Raw genomic sequence first — 17,786 nt, forward strand, 5'->3', positions numbered from 1 at the left:
TATGGGACGGAGAAAACTTACTCCAGAGGAAATCAAGATATTGAGCAAAAATCCAAACGTGGTTTCGGTGAATGAAGACAGGATCGTATACTCCGATGCATTCAAAAAACACTTTGTGGAGCACTATTTCATGGGCGAAAAACCGGGAGCCATATTCCGTTCGGCAGGATTCGATCTGAAAATATTAGGCTCGAAGCGAGTGGAGAGAGCCAGTTATAGATGGAGAGAATCTTTCGAAGCCGGGACCCTGGGAGTTTACGCCGATACCAGTACAACGAATGAAGATGAGTCTAAAAACGACGAGATGGCTCAAGCTGGCGATGAGGAAGACGTTAACGCCTATGAAGAAATAGAAGAAAACAAGAAGCTGTTATGGAAGACTCTCGAAGAGCAGAAAAAACTTATAGTAGAGCTGCGCAGTGAGATAAAACACTTGCGAAAAATCAATGCAAGGTTAATGAAAGAGTTAGATAAAAAGCATTGAAAAATCAAGTATTTTGCCTCACTGGCGCAAATCCTCACATCATTATTTTACATGTTGTATATGGAATTTAAACAACATGTGGAGGAAATGCCAGTACATAAGTGATATTTATATGGAGTCGTGGTCATAGATTTACCAGTCGGTTGTCCGCGTGGAAAGCTTTGGAGTGTTGATTTTTAAATATATTTGCATATAATTAAAATTGAAAAATACATTTTGTCAAACACCTGGTAAAATTATTATGATATATTTGCTTTCAATGGTTGGTGCAAATGTGAGGAATTGAAAACAAGGAAATTGTAATGGAATAGCAATAACAGAAGCTGTATTTAAATCTGATGCTCCTAAGAGTGCTGGTGAATTGTTGAAAGGAATAGCAATAACAGAAGCTGTATTTAAATAGCTGGTTCCATTGTTGTCTTTGTAAAAAGGGCACTCGAATAGCAATAACAGAAGCTGTATTTAAATTCGGTCATCTCACGAAATCTGAAGCTGCTGGCCAGGAATAGCAATAACAGAAGCTGTATTTAAATTCGGCCGCCCCGATGTTTTCCGGGGTTATACCCAGGGAATAGCAATAACAGAAGCTGTATTTAAATGATTTTCTTGCCCAATAGACCTCGCTGTCCTCTCCGAATAACAATAACAGAAGCTGTATTTAAATTGGTACTTATTCGCCATAAGAACAGCACCACCATCTGAATAACAATAACAGAAGCTGTATTTAAATTAGTTTACGGCAAAGAGCTTACGCTACAGCGATCTTGAATAACAATAACAGAAGCTGTATTTAAATAGGTGTAAATAGTTACAGCAACGGGTCGGGCATCTGGAATAGCAATAACAGAAACTGTATTTAAATTTCTTCCTCCGCTCTCGTATTCCATGCTTTTATCGGAATAACAATAACGGCAGTTAATTTGTCGATATATATAATGGTAAAAAAATGAAGAGCATATATCCGTTTCGAGAGGGGAATGGTCATACTGCTCGTATTTGGCTGGATCTGATATTAAAAGTTGAGCTTTATAAAGTAATGAATCGGAGTAAAGTATATAAAGATGGTTATTTGTCGGTTTTGGAGCGCAGCCTCATCAAGGTCAGCGAATTCAAGTGTTTGCTGAAAAGCGTCTTATCTACTGATATCAATAGTTGCGAGGTCTATATGAAGGCCTAGCAACAGTTATTATGAAGGGCGCTCGTTCTTTTAAGGCGGAATAGTGGAATAGTTGTAAATTTCGATAAAAGATTTTCCATAAAGCTATTGTATAGTGTAGTTTTATGTGGTAAACTCAATTTAATTTCAACATTAATTGTATTGAAAAACATTAATTGTATTGAATGCTAGAACAGTAACAATTGTTGTGACCTGAAAATCGGACAGCAGCCAGCATCTCAACGACTCGAATGCGATACATAGCAATTCAACGATGTGATTTTCGGAAATTGCGGGTCGACTGTGGAGATTTTGGGACAGTGAAATGTGTATAATCTGCATCAGAATCAGAGCTGTTGCCGATGAATGGGAAAGGAGGAAAGGATATGCTGGTATATGAGCTGCGTTTGCGAGTCTTTCTGAAGGCAGACATCGAGTATTTCTGCTCCGGGGAAAGGATAGGGCAGCTTTTGAACCGAGCCATGGGAAGGGATCCGCAGTATCTTGATTTTCATGAAAGGCCTAAAGAGTACAAGGGATACGTTTTCGATGCTTTTTATCCCTTTGAGAAAGATGGCGTATACAGGGCCGGGAAAACATATGGAGTCAGGCTGAGGACCGTACGGGAAAATCTGGCGGAGTTTTTCCTGGAAAACCTGACTGGTGAGGAGACTGCGCACGTGAGATGTATGAAAGTGGATATCAGGATAATCCCAAGGAAGGACATCCAGAAGCTATACAGCCTGACGCCTGCTGTGATGAAGAATTATCCACAGGGCTACTGGCGTGACAACATGACTGTAGCGCAATTTGAAAAGCGGCTTACGGACAACCTTATGAAAAAGTATAAACAGTTGACTGGGACGGAGCTGGATGAGGATCTCATGTTGTACAACGGAATAAAATTTATCAACGGCAAACCTGTCAAGGTCTCGTATAAAGGGATCACGTTGCTTGGCGATAAGGTGGAGCTGTTGGCGGCCAATGAGGAGATGGCTCAGAAACTGCTGTACATGGCTCTTGGAACAGGGATATTGGAGAACAACGGAGCGTGCGGATGCGGATTTGTAGATTTTTTGTAAGGCGGGTGAGATGATGCTGCGGGACTGTATTGAGATTTTCAAAAAAATATATGATGAAAAGGGCGAAAGACTGATATTGGACAGCTATGAACTGAGTGCCGGTACTTACAGAACGATCCTCGTTGAAGACGATGCCTTCAGAGTCATTGAAACTGTCGAGATAGGGAGGACAAAAAAGGACGAAAATCAAGGGGACGGTATGGATCCCGGTCTGTATTATGAGCTGAAATTTTACGATTATCACAGTAAGCTGCTGGGGACAAATAAAGCTGTCGATACGAAAAAGGCTATACATTCCAATAACTACATGGCTTTTTTCGTCAAGAAGAACAGCATAGCTGAAGGGAAGATAGATGGCGGAGCCATGGACAGGTATTACGACACGCTTAAGGACCCTTTTATAAAGTACAAGAAAGGCAATACTGCCGATATATACAGAGAATTCGAGGGGACAAACGGTGCTCCGGACGGAGAACTGATCGAAAAGATAAGGCTCTTTGTCAAGTCGGGGAAATGCTGGGATGATATCGACTGCAGCCGGAAGGATTATCTGAAGATATTTTTTCTGCTGCCAGATAAGGATGAAACGGAGACGTTGTACAGAAAGGAAGGCGCGCGATATCTCGTTCCCAACCTGTATCTGAACAACGATTATAACATTTCCATGCAGGACAGGACCTTAGGTCTTCCCGGCAACAACATGGGAATGAACTCGAAGAAACCGTATCTTCTCCATAAGACGAGAATGGTGGAAACGCCTTATCTGCTGGAGCGGGAGACGGCCATGATGCAGAATCTGTTTTTCGACTATCTTCTGGGGAATGTATCGAAGGGAAAGGCCAATATCTATCTGGGAGACGGCGGAGGAAGGCCGATGATGATATCGGTCTCGGACTGGGAGACGCCGGGAGCGGTGAGCGACGGATATTACCTCAGACTGCAGAAGGGAAAGAACGGTGCTGAGATAATAAAGGCGGATGTGGTGACGCATTACAGTTCCAGCATGGAGGAACCGTTCATATTGAAGACTTACGTTCCCAGCGGGGCGAAGCCGGAAGAGAGCCGGCTGCCGTACGGGGAGAAGATACGTAAGCTGGAGAAATTAAAAGAGCTGATAGACAAGGTGTTTTTCAACGGGCTTCTCAGAAGCAACTTCTTCACGGATTCCAGGGATATTCCTGCCGGGGAAGCTGCGGTGAAGCGATGTATGCTGGAAAGCCGCGACACATTGCACAGCTGGTTTTACATGGGAAACCCGAGAAACGCAGACAGGGTGCTGGAAAAGGTCTCGTGGGAATTGATAAAAAGCTCATTGAGCAAAGAGGATGGGATATACGAAGCGAGAAGGAGAGGTAATCTGAGATGGTCCCTCATGGACTATTTCAGCGGTGATGAAAGGATGTGGAAAAGTATGGGAGATGTCAGGACAAGGCTCAGGGAGCATATAAACAGCGGGGAAGAATGGGTTTTCGATGATGGCAATGAACTGTCATATGCTATAGGGCAGGCTGTGAGATACCTGCTGAGCAAGAGCCGGGCCGCGAAGCTTCGGTCCGATGTGATAAATCCGTTTATACGCAGCAGGAATTTTGCCAGTATCAAGAGAAGGCTGCTCCAGCTGTACGAAAGATACAATTACGACATATACGCTGTGAAGGGCAACAGGGCACACAGTATGATGAGCCATATCCTGAGAGCGGGAGAGGACCTGGAGATGAGCAGGGAAATGATAGCGGCAGGCTTTATGGATGATCCTATCATCTATGAGCCGAAAGAGGACAGGAAAGGAGCAGAAGATGATGAATAAGAGAGTGTACGGTGTAATAGGGATATCGTCCATAATGGCCAACTGGAATGCCGATTTTTCCGGATATCCGAAGACTACGACGAAAAACCACATATTTGGCAGTGATAAGGCCGTCAAATATCCGGTGAAGAAAATGTGGGACGATGAAGGAAAGCCAGTCCTTTACATCAAGTCCATGACTTTCAACGAAAAGAAGGAGCTGGCGCCGCGAACTTTGAAGGAACGCTACGAGCAGATTTTCAAGGTAGAGGATCTTAAAAAGGAAAAGGACAGCAGGACAGTGTTGAAAAATCTTTTCACGGCTGTGGACGTGAAGAATTTCGGCGCCACCTTCGCTGAAGAAAAGAACAATATTTCCATCACGGGAGCGGTGCAGTTTGGACAGGGGTTCAACAGGTATGAGGATTCGGAGGTTCAGGAGCAGGAGATATTGTCTCCATTTAAGAACTCAAAGAAAGAGGACAGCGCCCAGTCCAGCCTGGGACGAAAGATCGTCAGCGATGAAGCTCATTATTTCTATCCATTCGTGATAAATCCGCTGGCTTACAGGGAATATGTGGAGCTGGGAGTGACGGAAGGCTACACGGAAGAGGATTATGAGAATCTCAAGCGGACATTGTTGGTGGCGGCTACTGCTTTCAATACCAATGCGAAGGCGGGCTGCGAAAACGAATTTGCGATGTTTATAGAGACTGATCCGGAATGTTACATCCCGGACCTTACAGGATATATCGAATTTGAAAAGGGCAGTGACGGAGACAGAAATAAGATACGGCTGATGTGCACGGATATGCTGAAAAAACTCAGTAGCAGGATAATCTCTGCGGAAATCTACTATGAGCCAAGGACTACGGAGCTTTCCGTGGAGATCGAAGGAGCCAGATATTTCGACATCGTGACCATGGAAGAGGTGTGATATGAAGAGCCTTAGATTCACCTTGTCCGGAAAGACCGGTTTTTTCAAGATACCGGAGGTCAATGCAATCCACTACTTCACCTACGGGAATATCCATAAACCTGCGCTTTTGGGGATACTGGGAGCAGTCGAAGGATATGGAGGATACACTCAGCAGAAGGAAAGGGGCAATGCGTTTCCTGAATACTATGAGAGGCTGCGGAAGCTTGGCATTTCCATCGTACCCTTGGCCGAAAATGGATATTTCGAGAAGAAGATACAGCAGTTCAACAATTCCGTCGGCTATGCTTCAGGTGAAAATGGTGGCAACCTCATCGTGTTCGAGCAGTGGCTGGAAGAGCCTGCATGGACTGTATATGTGAGGCTGGACTGTCCCGAGGCGGAAAAGGTGGCTGACAGGATGATGAGGGGCAACTGCATATATGTGCCTTATCTCGGGAAGAACGATCATCCTGCGTCCATAACCGATGTCGAGGTGGTGGAGCTTGAGGCCGCAGATGCCGAAGGCTGCGTGCTGGATTGTCTGACCCCCGCGGATATGAGGGAAGATGATGGCAGATACGATTTTCGCTATCAGGAATATCTGCCGGTGGAGCTGGAGCCGGACACCAATCAGTATATTTCACGCAAATTCATATTGACCGATGCTGAGCTTGTGCACTGTGATCAGCAGGTCTATGGGGATGAGGGAAGGCACCTGGTGTTTTATTGATGTTGAGGGCCGCAGGGCGGGAAATGTCCTGCGGTCTTTTGAGAGGTGGTCATGAAGGGTTATCTGAAGGAATTGCTGGAGCAACAGGAGTACGACGTGTACGCTCATCCGGGAGAGCTTCTGGAGGAACACGTAGCGCGCTGTCTGGGATATTTTGAGAAAATCGATGGCGAAAAGGACTTAAAAGGCATATTGGCCAGGTATATAAGGGAAAAAAGCGGAGTCGCTGACCCCGGTCTGCTGGACTGGGCGTGGCAGATGTTCAGGGACATAGTGACATCACACGACATAGGAAAAGTGACGCCTGAATTTCAGAGGCAGAAAATGAAAAACTGCAACGCGCCCCACGAGGTGCTGCTGGACGAGAGGGCCAGACACAGCCTGCTGTCGTCAGTGATATATCTCGACTATTACCTGGGAGAAATAAGGGGTTCGGAGCTTGATAAAGAGACGCAGAAGCTGCTGGAAAGACTGGCAAAGCTCAATTCGTACGTCATATCCAGACATCATGGAAATCTTTCCGCTGTAGGTGATTACTTCAACGGACTTAAAGAAGGCGATGGAAATGATGTGCTGACGGTCCTGCGGGAGGGGAAGCTCAGTGGGTGCGTCCCTGAAAATATCCGCAATAAAGATCTGAGGATGAGGTCAGAATATGACAGCTTCGATTACTTCTATTGCAGACTGGCATATTCGGTGCTGGTGGCATGCGATTATTACGCCACTTCGGAGAATGACAGTGGTATGAAAATGGAGGGATTCGGAAATATCCATCTGCCTGATGAGCTGGAGCGAGGATATGAAGGTACATCGTTGCAGCAGTCTATCAGGAAATTTGAACGGGAGCAATTCGGCAGAATGAAGGCAGAGGACGCGGAGGACATAGACCAGCTTCGAAGCACGATGTTCCTGGAAGCGGAGAGGGAATATGAGAAGGATGGAGCTGGAAATATTTTCTATCTAGGTGCTCCTACAGGGAGTGGAAAAAGTAATATAGCTCTGGATATAAGCATAAAGATGATGAAAAATCGCGGAAGGAAGCTGTTTTACATCTATCCCTTCAACACGCTGGTGGAGCAGAACAGGAGCACGCTGGAAAAGCTACTCCCCTCGGAGATGTACGATGAGATAGCCGTGGTCAACTCCCTGACTCCCATAAAGACCGGCGACGAAGACGGTGAAGGGCGACAGCGCTATGAGAAAGCATTGCTTGACCGACAATTTTTCAATTATCCTATCGTGCTGTCGACCCACGTCACTTTTTCGGATATGATGCTGGGAACGGGGCGTGAAAACGCTTTTGGGTTCCATCAGCTCAGCGGCGCTGTCGTAGTGCTGGATGAGATACAGAGCTATCGAAACAAGATCTGGGGAGAATTGATGATAATGCTTCAGAGCTGTGCCAGGCTCATGGATATGCAGATCGTGATCATGTCGGCTACGCTGCCGGATCTGACTGTACTCAGCGGGGTAACAGACGGAGTCTCTCGATTGCTGAAGGATCCCGGCAGATATTTTCGTCTGCCTTTTTTCCGGGACAGGGTGAAGATATCGTTGGAACTTCTTGAGATAAAGAATTTTTCACTGCAGCTGTTGAAAGACCATATCAGAAACAATCACGGCAGTGGTGAACGGGTTTTGGTGGAATTCATGTTCAAGAAAACTGCGGATGAGTTTTATCGGATGTTGCGGGAGGACGATACCATGGATATCCCGATCTTCTGTATAACAGGAGACGATTCCCTGTTTCAGCGTGAAAAGATATTAGCTCCCATAAAAAACGGAGAGATTAGGGAGTGCATATTGATTTCCACCCAGGTCCTGGAAGCTGGTGCCGACATCGATATGGACGTCGGATATAAGAACATTTCCAAGCTGGACAGTGAAGAACAGTTTCTCGGTAGGATAAACAGGTCCTGCAGAAGAAGCGGCATCGTATATTTTTTCCAGTTAGATGATGCCGGAGCGATATACAGGGGAGATTACAGGATGAGCAGGGAGTTGACACTTGAAAATCCCGGGATGGTGGATATCCTTTTAGATAAGGATTTCGACAGCTATTACGCATGTGTGTTGCAGACGATGAAAAAGTACGGACTTGAAAGCACAGGTGAGGACGGTCTGGAACGATTCGAGATCCATCAGCTGGGTATACTGGATTTTCCGGCTATCGCCCGAAGGCTCAGACTCATCGAAAAGGATAAACTGGTTCAGGATGTATTTCTTTGCCGGAAGATCACGCTGGAAAACGGTCAAGTACTCGATGGTGCAGAGGTTTGGTCTCAGTACAGAGCTTTGCTTTACGATGAGGATATGCCTTTCGCTGAGAAAAAGGTGAAGCTTTCCCGGGTGAGGGCCAGAATGTCACACTTCATCTATCAGATAAGAATGAAGGATGGAGCGATTCCGGATGAGCAGCTGGGGAGCCTGATGTTCTTTAAAGAAGGCGAGTCCTTTTTCAGGAATGGTAGGCTGGACAGAGAAAAGCTGGAGGAAATGGATGGGCTCTTTGTATAAGGAGGTCGACGTGTTGGAAATCAACGGTACGCTTGTGAATTATTATGTGCATTGTAAAAGGCAGTGTTACCTTCATGGCAACCGGCTTAATCTGGAGGATAACAGTGAACTGGTAAAAACAGGAAAGGCGCTTCATGAAGCGAAAGATGACGGGGCGGATACTGAACTGAAAATAGAAAATATAAAGGTAGATAAACTGACAAAAGATTATCTTATAGAAGTGAAGAAATCCGATGCCGATTTAGATGCCGCGAAATGGCAGCTTCTGTACTATTTATATGTATTGAAATCCAAAGGTATCGAGAGAAAAGGAAAACTTCAGATCATGGAAAGGAATAAGCGTGAAAAGAAAACGATGATAGTAACGCTTGACATTGAAAGCGAGGAGAGGCTGGCAGTGATGAAGGAGGAGATAAGGGAACTCATAGGCAGTGAAAGAATCCCTCCTGTATTGAAAAAGGTCACATGCAGAAAATGCGCATATTTTGAATACTGCTATATCTGATTATGGTCAAGGAGGTGTAGTTTATTGGGAAGCACCAGGTATATCACGTCTATGGGTGAATTGTCGAGAAAGGATGATTCACTTTGCTTCAGGAAGAATGGAAAAAACGTCTATATCCCTGTGGAAACGACGAAGGAGATTTTTTGCCTCAATGAAATCTCTATAAACAGTAAACTTCTCGATTTTATAGGCCGAAACAATATCGTCATGCATTTTTTCAATTACTATGGAGGCTATAGCGGAACATTCTATCCTAAGAATCAGTATATGAGTGGTAAACTTCTGATAAAGCAGGTAAAGACCTTTGAATGCGACAGAATAACCGTGGCGCGAGCCATTGTTGACGGAATTGGGAAAAATATCAAGGAAGTCCTTTATCATTACTATAAGCATGAAAAACCGGAAGTAAAGCCGGTCATAGATTGGTTGAGCGGAGAGTTTAGAAAATCGACAGAAGCCGCAGAAGATATTCCGGAGTTGATGTCTTATGAAGGAGAGGCCTGGGCCAGATTTTATGGGACCTTTGAATTTTTCCTTCCGGAAACTTTTATCATGAACAAGAGAGTGAAGAGACCGCCGGACAATCCCATAAACGCACTTATTTCGTTCGGAAACACTTTGCTTTATGCCAAGACCGTGTCAGCGATATACAGGACGCACCTCGATCAGCGTATCAGTTTTTTGCATGAGCCTGCAGAACGACGTTTTTCTCTAAGTCTTGATATTAGCGAGGTGTTCAAACCGGTAATCGTTTTTCGCACCATATTTGATCTTGTAAATAACAAGAGATTGCAGGTGGAAAAACATTTTGAGAGGAAAATCAATTATTGCGTTTTGAATGATGAGGGCAGAAGAGTGTTCATAGAAGCTTTCGAAAAAAGAATGGAATCGGTTTTTATGCATAGTCGTCTGAAGCGGAGGGTAAGTTATAGGACTGCGATAAAATTGGATTGTTACAAACTGATAAAATTCATAATGGAAGGGAAAGCGTTCGTCCCATTTTCATTGAAAGAAGGTGTGTGATGAAGAAGAAAGAGTATAATTATAATTACGCTTTTGTATTCTATGATGTAAATGAAAAGCGGGTACAGAAAATATTCAAGATATGTAAAAAATATCTGTCACATTTCCAGTATTCCGTCTTTCGAGGCGAAATCACACCGTCTTTACTGATAAAGCTGAAGAATGACTTGAGGGTAGCAGTGGATGAGAAAGAGGATTTTATCTGTATTATAAAGATGAAAAGTGAAAATATGTATGGAGAGGAGACGATAGGTAAAAAAGACAGGCAATCAGGAGAAGAGCTCATGATATAATATTATTCTCATTGGTAGCTTGAAGAAAGCAGGCAATAGAATTTTACCAGACGCCTATTTGAAGAAAAATCAACAGAACATTGATTTTTCAACAAACTAAAAGAAAAGAAGGTATAGATGAAAAATCAGCCGTGTACCTGGTAAAACAACTTGAAATCCTCCAAAATCAATGATTCCCGGTGGGGAATGAGAATTTGAGGGTGTAATTACAATGGTTTAACAGTAACAGTGGTTGTATTTAAATTGCTATTGTTTTTGGTTTGAATATACCCGATCTGGTTTAACAGTAACAGTGGTTGTATTTAAATCTTACCCATATAAGAAAAGGCCGAAGGCCGTCACGGTTTAACAGTAACAGTGGTTGTATTTAAATATAACGCGCCGCCCACGTTCCGTGGCGGAATACGCCGTTTAACAGTAACAGTGGTTGTATTTAAATGCAAATAAAGATGGTCTTTTACCACTTCTTTCGCTTGTTTAACAGTAACAGTGGTTGTATTTAAATATTATTCGGCAGGTTTTTCCTTTGTTTTATTTCATAGTTTAACAGTAACAGTGGTTGTATTTAAATGAACTCTTCCAACGCTTAGAATCATCACCCAATAGTTTAACAGTAACAGTGGTTGTATTTAAATGAGTCTTGATGTATGGCATCTCGGTGATGATTATTCGTTTAACAGTAACAGTGGTTATATTTAAATTTAGAACGTCGTGTATCTATTCTTTTGCTGATTGGTTTAACAGTAACAGTGGTTGTATTTAAATTAATAATGCTGGTGGCGGTGATGGTTTTGAAGTATAGTTTAACAGTAACAGTGGTTGTATTTAAATTTGCAACAGCGGAAAAAATCTTTTGTTGCAGCATCTTGTTTAACAGTAACAGTGGTTGTATTTAAATTCGTCTTTTGCTACCGGTATTATGTGGTGTACGGATGTTTAACAGTAACAGTGGTTGTATTTAAATATGGGGGGGCGAAGAAATGATTAACCTACGAGAAGAGTTTAACAGTAACAGTGGTTGTATTTAAATTGATTATTTTACATCTTCTCTTCCGTCTCCTCAAAAGTTTAACAGTAACAGTGGTTGTATTTAAATGAAGAAGAAGCTCCTGCACCATACCCAATAGATACGTTTAACAGTAACAGTGGTTGTATTTAAATACAATTATGGTCTAAAGAAGTAAGAAGAATTAAAAAGTTTAACAGTAACAGTGGTTGTATTTAAATTTTATTATTTCCTCCGAAAATCATAAGCAGAATGCAGTGATGAAAAAAAGAACGCCAAAAGGATTCATCTAGATAACGGATAAAAGTATGAATATCCGAAATCCTTCTATGGTAAAATGTTACATAAATCAGTGCCATAGGAGGATTTGCAAGAACATGGCAAACAGGCAGAATAGATTAAAGAAAGAAGTCGAAAAAAATTACAAAGATAAATCTGTGCCGATTAAACTTGAAAAGAAAAAGCTGCAAAACTGATATAGTAAATCTGGCTTGGAGTTTTGACTTAAAAAATCGATGAAAAATAACATCGAGACAGCAGAAGACATCGCTTTTAAAACAGAATAGGAGTGGCTGTATTCAAAGATCGAAATTAAAATTCCATACAAGATAAGGATTTCCTCCAGAGCATTAGGGAAATCAATGATGGAAGCAGCTGAAGAATGGATGAACTGACACCGATATACAAATTTTCTTGGATGTATGAAAGCTATGAAGCAATGATCCATTTCCAAGACACAGCCCTAAATCTGTACCTGGCAACATTACACGTCCGCAACTGGGCGTATGCAAAATCCAAACTTCCGGAAAGAACTAAAACAACAACCTTTTGAGGATTTTTTATGGCAAACAGGAAGAAATTTTACAAAGTTAAACCATTAAATGAAAACAAGAAAAACATCATGAGCTGCACTAATCGATGAATATAACATCGAGACAGCAGAAGACATTCAGGAACTCTCAAAGATCTTCTTGGAGGAGCATTAAAATAATTGGAAGCAGAAATGGAAAAGCAAGCAACAATCCAAATTACCGAAATGGAACTAAAACAAAGACTGTAAAGAAATTTTGGCGAAATTACTCAAGTACCACAGGACAGGGACAGTCATTTGAACCAGATTATAAAGAAACGCCAAAAGGATAAAATCAGAAAATCAGCATGTATGCAAGAGGACTGACAACAAGACAGATATCCGAACAGATAGAAGAACTGTATGGGTTCGAATGCAGCGAAGGATTCATCTCGGATGTAACGGATAAAATACTGCAGGATATCACAGATTGGCAGAACAGGCCACTTGACGATATATATCCGATCCTGTTCATAGATGCAGTGCACTTTTCAGTAAGAGAAGATCATATCATCAAGAAGCTTGCAGCATATGTGATTCTGGGAGTTACACTTGATGGCAGAAAAGATGTCATAAGCCTGCAGATCGGAGAGAATGAAAGCAGTAAATACTGGCTTGGAGTTTTGAATGACTTAAAAAATCGTGGAGTAAAAGATATCATGATAATTTGTGCCGATGGACTTACAGGAATCAAGGAAGCTATAAATACAGCTTTTCCTAAAACAGAATATCAACGCTGCATAGTTCACCAGGTACGAAATACGTTAAAATACGTTCCATACAAGGATAAGAAAGCTTTTGCCACAGACCTTAAGAGCATTTATCTTGCGCCTAACGAGCAGCAGGGACATGAGAATCTGGAGCGAGTGGCGGAGAAATGGAGTGAAAAATATCCAAATGCGCTGAAGAGCTGGGAACAGAATTGGGACGTTCTGACACCGATATACAAATTTTCTTCAGATGTAAGAAAAGTCATATATACTACTAATGCCATCGAGAGCCTGAACAGCACCTACAAAAAACTTAACCGTCAAAGATCCATATTTCCTAATGACACAGCCCTTTTAAAGGCTCTGTACCTGGCAACATTACAGGCTACTAAAAAATGGGGGCAGCCACTGAGAAACTGGGCAAAAGTATACGGGGAATTCAGCATAATGTATGAAGGCAGACTTCCGGACTGATCTGATTTTCTATTGATTACACAGCCTCTACAGGACCAGGCCGGATTATTTTACCAAAAAAAGTCAAGAAACCATAGAAATGAGCTCTTGACTTTTGTTTTTGATTAAATTATATTGTGATTATCAATTCGAGGATAGCTGTCTTTGGCAGACCTCACATCTAAATTACCATAGAAGGATATTTTACAGAAATTATTTCACACACGGGGGTGCGGACAAAAACCTGGACACATATAGGGCTCTGAAAGGAGTAATTGATGTATTCAGAAGAACAGAGAATAAAGGCGTTACGTATGTATCATCGAATAGGTTCTGTTACAGATACGGTGCGCCGATTAGGTTATCCCAGCAGAGAACAGTTGCATGCCTGGATTCGTAACGATGGAAAGCCAAAGGAAAGACGAAAGAAGCTGAACCTAAAAACACTACCGAACATCCTCGAAACCCTCCGGCGGAGTTTAAGATGGAAGCGCTTCGTCGTTGTTTTGAGAACGGAGAAAGTGTAAAATCAGTATCAGAGGAGGTTGGATACAGCCGAGCCAGCATATATATGTGGCGAAAGCGATATCTTCAAGGAGGTGCAGCTTCTCTGATGAATACGAAAAATATCAACCCTGAAAAATTACCGGACATGAATGAAAAGATATCTTCCGAAGAGGTCGAATCACTCAGAAAGCAGATGTATGAGCTTCAAATGGAAGTAGATATCTTGAAGGAGACAATCAACGTATTAAAAAAGACCCCGGCGTCGACTGGAAGGACCTAAAGAACAGGGAGAAGGTAGCGGTGATCGACGCCATAAAGGAGAAGTATCCGCTACCGATTCTGCTTCGAAAGATGGGACTATCAAGAAGTAGTTACTACTATCAAATGAAGGCTCTTGCAAAAGAGGATAAGTATGAGCCTCTGCGAAATGAAGTTACCAGGCTATTCTTCGAAAACAAAGCCCGATATGGGTATCGCAGAATACATGCAGAACTAAAGAAGATTGGAATAAAGGTATCTGAAAAAGTCGTTCGCAGAGTAATGAAGGACGAAGGGCTTGAAGTAAAGATCCGAAAAACGAAGAAGTACAATTCGTATAAGGGAGAAATCAGTCCATCTGTTCCCAACGAAGTGCAAAGGAACTTTCATAGCGAGAATCCATATGAACTCCTTTTGTCGGATATCAGCGAGTTTGCTATCCCTGCAGGCAAGGTGTATCTGTCGCCGGCAGTGGACTGCTTTGATGGAATGCTAGTCACATGGCGAATAAGTGAACATCCAAATGCTGATCTCGTCAATGGCATGCTCGACGACGTGATTGCAAATATGGGCGAGAAATCAAAACCGATTATTCATACGGATCGAGGCTGTCACTATCGCTGGACAGGTTGGATCGAGAGGATGGAGACAAACGGATATACCAGGTCGATGTCACAGAAAGGATGCTCTCCAGATAATGCTGCTTGTGAAGGTTTGTTTGGACGAATAAAGAATGAGTTCTTCTACAATCAGGACTGGCAGGACGTGACCATAGAGGAATTCTCACATGAGTTAGACCTGTACCTTCGTTGGTACAATGAAAAAAGAATTAAGAAATCGTTAGGGTATCTGAGCCCTGTGGAGTACAGGCGATCTCTTGGATTAACTGCATAGGCTGTCCAAGAAAACGTCCGCACCCCCCACTCTTTCCTCCTCTTCAAACACTTTTCCGTCGGTTTAACAGTAACAGTGGTTGTATTTAAATAACATAGATATCCCATGACTTCATCTTCGAAAAAGTTTAACAGTAACAGTGGTTGTATTTAAATCTGTTATTGTCGCCTACGATGTTAGCTACAGCCTGCGTTTAACAGTAACAGTGGTTGTATTTAAATTTACTGGTGTTTTCTGTGCGTTTACATTGATATCTAGTTTAACAGTAACAGTGGTTGTATTTAAATAAGTGCCAGTCCCTGCAACGTTGTAACTTACGTCGGGTTTAACAGTAACAGTGGTTGTATTTAAATTCGTTGTTTGTTACTGATATAGGGTAAGAACCGTCTGTTTAACAGTAACAGTGGTTGTATTTAAATCAAAATCCGATGTGGTCACCGTCTCCATCACCGTCGTTTAACAGTAACAGTGGTTGTATTTAAATTCACGCACATATGCTAATTTAAAACTGCTGTTCGTGTTTAACAGTAACAGTGGTTGTATTTAAATAGGTCTTGCGAAACACGGTTGACGGCATGTTCGGGTTTAACAGTAACAGTGGTTGTATTTAAATGTCGCATACGCCATAGTGATATCAGTTGCGTCCGGTTTAACAGTAACAGTGGTTGTATTTAAATTATTAAATGACGGGCTGGAATTTCAGGAGGCGTCAGTTTAACAGTAACAGTGGTTGTATTTAAATTCACGCGCTAAACTTTGGCACAGCTTCAAACGTGAGTTTAACAGTAACAGTGGTTGTATTTAAATTAATATATCTCATTGCCGTTCCCGGGCAGGATTAGTTTAACAGTAACAGTGGTTGTATTTAAATCGGTATGCGATGTTTCCAATGCCGCAGATCCGGGCGAGTTTAACAGTAACAGTGGTTGTATTTAAATGTGTTTTCAGTGTATGGATAAAATGTTTCCACCACTGTTTAACAGTAACAGTGGTTGTATTTAAATCAAGACCTTCTTCGTACAGCAATGAATTGTACGCGTTTAACAGTAACAATGGTTGTATTTAAATGGCAGCAAAGCGATGTTGAAAGCGGCGACATTGCTGTGTTTAACAGTAACAATGGTTGTATTTAAATCGGTAGGAAACATCGATATCGAATTAGAGGAGCCGAGTTTAACAGTAACAATGGTTGTATTTAAATTAGACCGCGTCCGGATGTACGATAGCTACATAGTAGTTTAACAGTAACAAGGCTTGATTGCCGGTAGGGACAGATTTAACATGGCACAAATCAGAGCTGGATATCTTAAAAGAATTTGAAAAGATGTGGACTGACGGCCTTATGAGGGCTGCAGAAAACAGAGTGGCAGTAGGCTCTGTGGGCACAGAAGTAAGGCGGCAGGCAAGGCAGAGGGTGCAGCCATTCGATATAACGAGGAGTGAGATTCTTGAAAATATGAAAAAGGTGACTGAAATGTCTCCTGTAGTCACGCTTGATGGTTCTGGGTTTGAAAAGCAAGAAGGTCGTTCGCTTTCGCAGGCCGTGATGGATTATTACGGAGGAGAGGAGTTTTACGCAAATAATCCGACCCTCGGAGAGGTGAGAGTCGGTAAGCGCGGGATAAAATCGAGCGTTCAGCACAGGCCACTATATGGCATGAAAATAGAAGGGTTTAAAGCACTCAAAGAGATAATATCTGATGGGGGTGGTTATTAATGCGTCTCGGAATTATGCAGGCAAGCGTAATGACAGAATATGTGTAGCGGCGCCAATCAGAATAGGAGATGATATTTATTATGCTGGAGTAATAATAAATAGAAATGCTGATGAAGATATGCAGAATTATTATCTGCATGACGTAATCACAATAGAAAAAAACAGTCTCTCCTTAAAAGATACGGAGGCTCAATATGAGTCTGCACGTATGGATGAAACTGTTTCTCCTTATACTATATTCCAACAGCTCAATAATATCAACAATTTATCTGAAAATGATGTGATTTCTGATGAGGGCAGGTTTTCCCTCCCGGATACCGATTCTGAGGGAAATAGCCTCACGGACGCCCAGAAAGAGTATTTCAAGGGCAGTAAAATTGTTAATGGCGAAGGCAAACTCATGCCTGTGTATCACGGAACTGCAAATGATTTTACTGAGTTTGACTATTTCATGAGGGGAAATAATACCCATGGAATAACTTCAGATTTGTTTTTTCTTTTCCAATGAATCTGATCATGCGGAGTATTGGAGCAACGAGGCGGCGGGAAACTCCAACATGGAAGGGACTCCACGCGTTATGAAGGTCTACCTTGATATTAAGAACCCGTATGAGTTTGACTTCGATTTGTTGAAAGACCAAAGAGATGACAATGGCAATACGTGGGAGGAAGATGTAGAGGAAGCCGCTTATATGGATGAATATGATGGCGTTATTGCAAGAAACGCGGAAAATGACGATTCGGGCAAAAAACGCACCATTATATTTACTTTTGAACAAGGCCAGATAAAGGTGTCGTCATATCAGTATGGCTTCAACAGGAAATACACCAAAATACTCCTGTCATGTGTTATAATAATCAAAAGTCCTTTTATCAAGGGATGACGAGGTATGTAC

At 42.3% G+C, this 17,786-nt stretch carries 14 protein-coding genes, 2 pseudogenes and 3 CRISPR repeat arrays; all 16 genes and pseudogenes read left to right on the plus strand.

The features are described from left to right. Position 1: 1 nt before the first annotated feature. Positions 2–484 (plus strand): HTH domain-containing protein, encoded by a 483-nt coding sequence (locus tag ACQY69_RS01670; RefSeq protein WP_428258083.1) that lies wholly within the window; start codon positions 2–4, stop codon positions 482–484. Between the two features lie 304 nt (positions 485–788). After that, positions 789–1,346: direct repeats of the CRISPR family, unit length 31 nt; unit sequence GGAATAGCAATAACAGAAGCTGTATTTAAAT. 680 nt (positions 1,347–2,026) lie between these two features. Beyond that, entirely contained in the window at positions 2,027–2,722 is a 696-nt protein-coding gene (locus ACQY69_RS01675; protein WP_428258084.1) for a CRISPR-associated endoribonuclease Cas6, read from the plus strand. Between the two features lie 10 nt (positions 2,723–2,732). Continuing rightward, complete coding sequence (locus ACQY69_RS01680; protein WP_428258085.1) at positions 2,733–4,529, plus strand: hypothetical protein; 1,797 nt, start codon at positions 2,733–2,735, stop codon at positions 4,527–4,529. After that, positions 4,522–5,445 (plus strand): type I CRISPR-associated protein Cas7, encoded by a 924-nt coding sequence (locus ACQY69_RS01685; protein ID WP_428260990.1) that lies wholly within the window; start codon positions 4,522–4,524, stop codon positions 5,443–5,445. Before ACQY69_RS01680 ends, ACQY69_RS01685 begins: the two co-directional genes overlap by 8 nt. Position 5,446: 1 nt before the next feature. Continuing rightward, positions 5,447–6,157: a type I-B CRISPR-associated protein Cas5b gene (gene cas5b / locus ACQY69_RS01690; protein ID WP_428258087.1), complete on the plus strand. Its 711-nt coding sequence runs from the start codon at positions 5,447–5,449 to the stop codon at positions 6,155–6,157. A 51-nt stretch (positions 6,158–6,208) separates the two neighbouring features. Next, on the plus strand, positions 6,209–8,674 hold the full coding sequence (gene cas3 / locus ACQY69_RS01695; protein WP_428258088.1) for a CRISPR-associated helicase Cas3': 2,466 nt from the start codon (positions 6,209–6,211) through the stop codon (positions 8,672–8,674). A gap of 13 nt (positions 8,675–8,687) precedes the next feature. Beyond that, positions 8,688–9,179, plus strand: coding sequence for a CRISPR-associated protein Cas4 (locus ACQY69_RS01700; RefSeq protein WP_428258090.1), 492 nt, complete (start codon positions 8,688–8,690; stop codon positions 9,177–9,179). 24 nt (positions 9,180–9,203) lie between these two features. Beyond that, positions 9,204–10,202 carry a type I-B CRISPR-associated endonuclease Cas1b gene (gene cas1b / locus ACQY69_RS01705; protein WP_428258092.1) on the plus strand — a complete coding sequence of 333 codons (999 nt, stop codon included), beginning with the start codon at positions 9,204–9,206 and terminating at the stop codon, positions 10,200–10,202. Next, positions 10,202–10,495, plus strand: coding sequence for a CRISPR-associated endonuclease Cas2 (cas2, locus tag ACQY69_RS01710; RefSeq protein ID WP_428258093.1), 294 nt, complete (start codon positions 10,202–10,204; stop codon positions 10,493–10,495). Before cas1b ends, cas2 begins: the two co-directional genes overlap by 1 nt. A gap of 214 nt (positions 10,496–10,709) precedes the next feature. Then, positions 10,710–11,722: direct repeats of the CRISPR family, unit length 30 nt; unit sequence GTTTAACAGTAACAGTGGTTGTATTTAAAT. 680 nt (positions 11,723–12,402) lie between these two features. Continuing rightward, a pseudogene (locus tag ACQY69_RS01715) lies at positions 12,403–13,535 on the plus strand (IS256 family transposase). 463 nt (positions 13,536–13,998) lie between these two features. After that, positions 13,999–14,121 (plus strand): annotated as a pseudogene (locus tag ACQY69_RS01720) (helix-turn-helix domain-containing protein); the annotation flags it as partial. A 6-nt stretch (positions 14,122–14,127) separates the two neighbouring features. Then, the gene (locus tag ACQY69_RS01725; protein ID WP_428261063.1) at positions 14,128–14,301 is read left to right on the plus strand and encodes a hypothetical protein; all 174 of its coding nucleotides are present in this window, start codon (positions 14,128–14,130) and stop codon (positions 14,299–14,301) included. Continuing rightward, complete coding sequence (locus tag ACQY69_RS01730) at positions 14,265–15,173, plus strand: IS3 family transposase (protein WP_428260992.1); 909 nt, start codon at positions 14,265–14,267, stop codon at positions 15,171–15,173. The genes ACQY69_RS01725 and ACQY69_RS01730 overlap by 37 nt, the downstream gene beginning before the upstream one ends. A 61-nt stretch (positions 15,174–15,234) precedes the next feature. Then, a CRISPR array of direct repeats spans positions 15,235–16,374; the repeat unit is 30 nt; unit sequence GTTTAACAGTAACAGTGGTTGTATTTAAAT. Positions 16,375–16,431: 57 nt separating this feature from the next. Beyond that, a complete protein-coding gene (locus ACQY69_RS01735) occupies positions 16,432–16,890 on the plus strand; it encodes a hypothetical protein (RefSeq protein ID WP_428258095.1) in 459 nt (152 codons plus the stop codon). After that, the gene (locus ACQY69_RS01740) at positions 16,874–17,398 is read left to right on the plus strand and encodes a hypothetical protein (RefSeq protein ID WP_428258097.1); all 525 of its coding nucleotides are present in this window, start codon (positions 16,874–16,876) and stop codon (positions 17,396–17,398) included. The genes ACQY69_RS01735 and ACQY69_RS01740 overlap by 17 nt, the downstream gene beginning before the upstream one ends. Beyond that, positions 17,376–17,774 (plus strand): hypothetical protein, encoded by a 399-nt coding sequence (locus ACQY69_RS01745; protein WP_428260994.1) that lies wholly within the window; start codon positions 17,376–17,378, stop codon positions 17,772–17,774. The genes ACQY69_RS01740 and ACQY69_RS01745 overlap by 23 nt, the downstream gene beginning before the upstream one ends. Positions 17,775–17,786 lie beyond the last annotated feature (12 nt).

It is taken from the genome of Gallibacter sp. Marseille-QA0791 (genome assembly GCF_965119705.1).
Taxonomy (GTDB): domain Bacteria; phylum Bacillota; class Clostridia; order Peptostreptococcales; family Anaerovoracaceae; genus Lentihominibacter; species Lentihominibacter excrementipullorum.